Here is a 251-nt window from a genome sequence, read left to right as displayed (position 1 = left end):
CTATTATAATCTGACTCTTTTTTGTAATGCTCAACGCCAGCGATTAGCTTATGCGTACCGGGTACACCAGCGAAAACACTGCTATCAATCAAGCTGGTATTTTGAACTTTAGCGCCCGTGGTTTTAACCTCAGCATCAAACTCAAAGCCTGGGTTTTTAATATAGTCAGAGTCACGCAAAATTTGCGTTTTTGATTGATAAACATTGGTATCGACATCTATCAAGCGATTGACTGGGTTGTAGGTATAATC

Annotated in this window: 1 protein-coding gene; it reads right to left on the bottom strand. The window is 39.8% G+C overall.

Annotated features, from left to right (window positions below; all coding sequences use genetic code 11):
• Nucleotides 1–251 (bottom strand): hypothetical protein (locus AAEY57_RS20625; protein ID WP_350608740.1); only part of this gene is annotated, 251 nt, incomplete at both ends.

Source organism: Pseudoalteromonas sp. MER144-MNA-CIBAN-0113, from assembly GCF_040308965.1.
Classification (GTDB): domain Bacteria; phylum Pseudomonadota; class Gammaproteobacteria; order Enterobacterales; family Alteromonadaceae; genus Pseudoalteromonas; species Pseudoalteromonas tetraodonis.
This window is presented reverse-complemented; position numbering and strand designations above follow the sequence as displayed.